The sequence below is a fragment of the Paraburkholderia sp. SIMBA_030 genome (assembly GCF_046535245.1).
Taxonomy (GTDB): domain Bacteria; phylum Pseudomonadota; class Gammaproteobacteria; order Burkholderiales; family Burkholderiaceae; genus Paraburkholderia.
This window is the reverse complement of record NZ_JAWRXB010001554.1, coordinates 1-239: the sequence shown is the minus strand read 5'-3', so window position 1 is coordinate 239 and position 239 is coordinate 1. Positions and strand designations below refer to the sequence as shown.

Annotated in this window: 1 pseudogene; it reads left to right on the top strand. The window is 74.1% G+C overall.

Features of this window, described 5'->3' with window-relative positions:
* A pseudogene (locus tag SB772_RS45235) lies at window positions 1–239 on the top strand (peptidase S8/S53 subtilisin kexin sedolisin); the annotation flags it as partial.

The window sequence follows — 239 nt, the reverse complement described above, 5'->3', positions numbered from 1 at the left end:
CAACGTGCCGGGCGTCACGTTCGTCGCGTCGTCGGGCGACAGCGGCACCGGCACCGAGTACCCGGCGTCATCGCCGTACGTGGTCGCGGTGGGCGGCACGACGTTGTCCACCGACACATCCGGCAACTACATCGGCGAAGCCGCGTGGAGCGGCAGCGGCGGCGGCGTGAGCACGATCGAGGCCGAGCCGGCCGGGCAGACCGGCTGGCCAGTGCCGGTGGCCGGCAAGCGCGGCGTGC